General features: G+C 71.7%; 5 protein-coding genes. 4 read left to right on the forward strand and 1 reads right to left on the reverse strand.

Translation table 11 applies throughout. The features are described from left to right. From EIO58_RS13760 to EIO58_RS13775, 4 genes are all read left to right on the forward strand, one after another. Nucleotides 1–264 (forward strand): hypothetical protein (locus EIO58_RS13760; RefSeq protein WP_205789282.1); only part of this gene is annotated, 264 nt, incomplete at its 5' end. Between the two features lie 86 nt (nucleotides 265–350). Continuing rightward, nucleotides 351–2,876 carry an FdhF/YdeP family oxidoreductase gene (locus EIO58_RS13765; protein WP_127820014.1) on the forward strand — a complete coding sequence of 842 codons (2,526 nt, stop codon included), beginning with the start codon at nucleotides 351–353 and terminating at the stop codon, nucleotides 2,874–2,876. Between the two features lie 23 nt (nucleotides 2,877–2,899). Further along, the gene (locus tag EIO58_RS13770) at nucleotides 2,900–3,379 is read left to right on the forward strand and encodes a MogA/MoaB family molybdenum cofactor biosynthesis protein (RefSeq protein WP_127820015.1); all 480 of its coding nucleotides are present in this window, start codon (nucleotides 2,900–2,902) and stop codon (nucleotides 3,377–3,379) included. After that, entirely contained in the window at nucleotides 3,379–3,819 is a 441-nt protein-coding gene (locus EIO58_RS13775) for a molybdenum cofactor biosynthesis protein MoaE (RefSeq protein ID WP_127820016.1), read from the forward strand. Before EIO58_RS13770 ends, EIO58_RS13775 begins: the two co-directional genes overlap by 1 nt. Before the next feature lies 1 nt (nucleotide 3,820). On the opposite strand, the gene EIO58_RS13780 is transcribed toward EIO58_RS13775, so the two are convergent. After that, complete coding sequence (locus EIO58_RS13780) at nucleotides 3,821–4,054, reverse strand: MoaD/ThiS family protein (protein WP_127820017.1); 234 nt, start codon at nucleotides 4,052–4,054, stop codon at nucleotides 3,821–3,823. Nucleotides 4,055–4,107 lie beyond the last annotated feature (53 nt).

The raw sequence follows: 4,107 nt of genomic DNA on the forward strand, positions 1-4,107 counted from the left end.
GGTGGTCACGGTGCCGACCACGCGCAGATGCCCGGCATGCCGTCGTGGAGCCGGCAGCTCGCACTCGCCGGTGCCGCGCCGCCCGCCGCGGAGCGCGAGTTCACCGGGATCCTGCGGGAGCAGACCGCCGGGATGATCGCGCTCGTGACCCTCATCCTCGACGGCGACCCGCATCTCGCGGTCGCGGCGTCGGCGCGCCACGTGCTCGCCGACGCCGAGGCCGATCTCGCGGCGCTCGACGCTCTCGGCGCGTCGCTTCCCTGAGACCGAAGGACCGGCATCCTTTGCTGAACTCCCGTCGAATGGGAGCCGCCGACCCCGGCGGCGCCCCGCGGGAATAGCCTGGGATCATGGCGACGAAGCCCCCCACTGCCGACATCGACGAGACCCGCGTGCACGTCGCGCGACCGAAGAAGGTCGCGGTCGGCGTTCCCGCGGTGCTGCGCGCCCTGCAGATCGCGAACGAGCAGATGGGCGTGGCGCGCTCGGTGCAGACGCTGCGGCAGGTCAACCAGAAGGACGGATTCGACTGCCCCGGCTGCGCGTGGCCCGAGGAGGACAAGCGGCACATCGCGGAGTTCTGCGAGAACGGAGCGAAGGCGGTCGCCGAGGAGGCGACGCTGCGCCGGGTCGGCCCGGAGTTCTTCTCGGCGCACTCCATCGACGACCTCCGCTCGCACGACGACTGGTGGCTCGGGCAGCAGGGGCGGCTGACGCATCCGATGATCCTCGAGGACGGGGCATCCCATTACCGGCCGGTCTCGTGGAGCGACGCGCTGCAGCTGATCGCCGACGAGCTGCGCAGGCTCGACGACCCGGACGAGGCGGTGTTCTACACGTCGGGGCGCACGTCGAACGAGGCGGCGTTCCTGTACCAGCTGCTCGTCCGCGGGATCGGCACGAACAATCTGCCCGACTGCTCGAACATGTGCCACGAGTCGTCGGGCTCCGCGCTGAACGAGACCATCGGCATCGGCAAGGGCACGGTGTCGATCGACGACATCCACGACGCCGACCTGCTGATCGTCGCCGGCCAGAACCCGGGCACGAACCACCCGCGCATGCTGTCGGCGCTCGAGAAGGCCAAGCAGCGCGGCGCGACGATCGTGGCCGTCAACCCGCTGCCCGAAGCCGGACTCCTGCGGTTCGAGAACCCGCAGACCGTGCGCGGGGTCGCGTTCGGGGGCACCAAGCTCGCCGACGACTTCGTGCAGATCCGCCTCGGCGGCGACCAGGCCCTGTTCCAGGCGATCGGCAAGCACCTGCTCGAGGCCGAGGCGAGCGGCGGAGGGGTTCTCGACCACGAGTTCATCGCGGCGCACACGAGCGGCTTCGACGAGTACCGGCAGGCGCTGACGGATGCCTCGTGGCGCGAGTTCGTGGCCGCCACGGGGCTGCCCGAGAAGACGCTGCGCCGCGTCGGCGAGCTGGTGCGGCGATCGACGGCGACCATCGTGTGCTGGGCGATGGGGCTGACCCAGCACAAGCACTCGGTGCCGACGCTGCGCGAGATCGTCAACGTCCTGCTGCTGCAGGGCAACATCGGGCGCCGGGGCGCCGGCGTCTGCCCGGTGCGCGGACACTCCAATGTGCAGGGCGACCGCACGGTCGGCATCTACGAGAAGCCGTCCGCCGCGTTCCTCGATGCGCTCGACGCCGAGTTCGCGTTCGCCGCTCCGCGCGCGCACGGGTTCGACACGGTACAGGCGATTCGTGCGATGCGCGACGGACGGGTGCGGTTCTTCATGGGCATGGGCGGCAACTTCGTGTCGGCGACGCCCGACACCCGTGTCGTCGAGGCGGCGATGGGTCGCGTCGGCCTCACGGTGCAGGTGTCGACGAAGCTCAACCGCTCGCACGTCGTGACCGGGAGGCGGGCGATCATCCTGCCGACGCTCGGTCGCACCGACCGCGACAAGCGCGGCGGCCGCGAGCAGAAGGTGACGGTCGAGGACTCCATGGGCGCCGTGCACGCCTCGCGCGGGCGCCTGGCGCCGCCGTCGGAGGATCTGCTGAGCGAGGTGGCGATCGTCGCGCGGCTGTGCGCGCTGCTGTTCGGAGACGGGGCCGTCCTGTCCTCGTCGCGAGATCAGGAGATGTCACCTACGCAGGACGCTTCGGGCGCGATTCGTCCTACGCCGGTGACATCACCTGATCTCATGACGGAGCGCACGAGTGCGGCAGGTGCACCCGGGCCGACGGATGCCGCGACCGCGGCTGGTTCGGCGGCAGAGGCCGCAGGATCGAGTGCCGACGAGGGAGGCGTATCGAGGTCATCTGTCGCCCATCCTCCGCGCGCGGACTGGGCGGCGCTCGAGGCGGACTACGCGCTCATCCGCGCGCACATCGAGCGGGTCCTGCCGGGGTTCGACGGCTACGAGGAGCGCGTCGACAAGGGTCGCACGCTGCATCTGCCGAACGGTCCCCGCGATGCGCGCCGGTTCGCGACACCCGACGGCAGGGCGCGGTTCACCGTGAATCCTCTGGAGTACCCGCGCATCCCGCGCGGACGCCTGCTGCTGCAGACCATCCGCTCGCACGACCAGTACAACACCACCATCTACGGCAAGGACGACCGCTACCGGGGGATCCACGGCGGGCGCCGGGTGGTGCTCGTGAACCCGAAGGACATCGTCGCGCTGGGGTTCGCCGACGGCGAGGTCGTGGACCTCGTGTCGGAGTGGCGTCGCCCCGACGGCGCGTTCGAGGAGCGCCGCGCCGAGGAGTTCCGCGTGGTCGCATACCGCACCCCTCGCGGCAACGCCGCCGCGTACTACCCCGAGACGAACGTGCTGGTGCCCCTCGACTCGGTCGCCGACGTCAGCGGCACGCCGACCTCGAAGTCCGTCGTCGTGCGGCTCGAGCGTCGGGTGTGATCGTGCGTGCGTAGGCTGGTGGCATGATCCGAGCCGCCGTCATCACCGTCTCGGACCGCTCCGCCGCCGGTGAGCGCGAGGACGCGAGCGGCCCGATCGCCGTCGCGGCGCTGCGCGAGGCCGGCTTCGACTGCTCCGACGCGGTGGCCGTGCCCGACGGAGCCGACAGCGTGGAGCGGGCGCTGACCGTTGAGGTCGTGGCGGGTGCGAAGCTCATCATCACGAGCGGCGGCACGGGTGTCGGCCCGCGCGATCAGACGCCCGAGGGCACCGCGCGCGTCATGACGCGGGCGGTGCCGGGGATCGCCGAGGAGCTGCGCCGACGGGGTGCTGCCGAGAAGCCCGCGGGCATGCTCACGCGAGGTCTCGCCGGCGTCGTGGATCCGCACGGCACGCTGGTCGTGAATCTGCCGGGCTCACCTTCGGGCGTGGCCTCGGGGATGCCGATCGTGCTGTCGGTCGCCCGTCACGTGATCGATCAGCTCGGCGGGGGAGACCACTGATGGACGTCTGGACGAGTGGGGTGCGGGTAGCGGCGATCAGCGCCGAGCCGCTCGACCTCGACGCGCACCTGCGCGCGATCGACGACCCGACGATGGGTGCGGTGACGACGTTCGTGGGGCGCGTTCGCGATCACGATCCGGATGCCTCGACCGCCGTGGTCGCGCTGGAGTACTCGGCACACCCCGACGCCGAGGCAGCTCTCGCGCGGCTGGCCGCCGCTGCCGTGGGTCACGCGGAGGCGCTCGTCGCCGTCTCGCACCGCGTGGGGACGCTGGAGGTCGGTGACGTGGCGGTCGTGATCGCGGTCGCCTCCGCGCACCGCGCCGAGGCGTTCGAGGTGTGCCGCACCCTCATCGAGACGATCAAGACCGACCTGCCGGTGTGGAAGAAGCAGGTCGAGTCCGACGGCACCGCCACCTGGCTCGGCCTCGGCGGCTGACTCAGCCGCCGGCGAAGGGCGGAAGCACGTCGACGAGGTCGTCGGCGCCGACAGCGGTGTCGTCGTCGACGCGCGAGCCGTCGACGAGCACGGCGCACCGGGGGAGGATGCCGCCGAGCCCCGGGTGAGCCGCCGACACGGCCCGGCGCAGCTCGCCCAGGGTGGCTTCGGTGCGGCGCTCGGTGTCGAGACCGGTCGCCTCCTGTGCGGCGGCGAAGTAACGGACGACGGCCACTACGAGTCCCACCCCTCCGCCATCGCGGTGACCGCCTGGAGCGCTGCCCGCAC

It is taken from the genome of Microbacterium sp. CPCC 204701 (assembly GCF_004010105.1).
Classification (GTDB): Bacteria; Actinomycetota; Actinomycetes; order Actinomycetales; family Microbacteriaceae; genus Microbacterium.

What these genes read in the sequence shown, in the direction of transcription:
- EIO58_RS13765 (WP_127820014.1), top strand. Translation starts at nt 351, where the DNA reads ATGGCGACGAAGCCCCCCACTGCCGACATCGACGAGACCCGCGTGCAC.
- EIO58_RS13770 (WP_127820015.1), top strand. Translation starts at nt 2,900, where the DNA reads ATGATCCGAGCCGCCGTCATCACCGTCTCGGACCGCTCCGCCGCCGGT.
- EIO58_RS13775 (WP_127820016.1), top strand. Translation starts at nt 3,379, where the DNA reads ATGGACGTCTGGACGAGTGGGGTGCGGGTAGCGGCGATCAGCGCCGAG.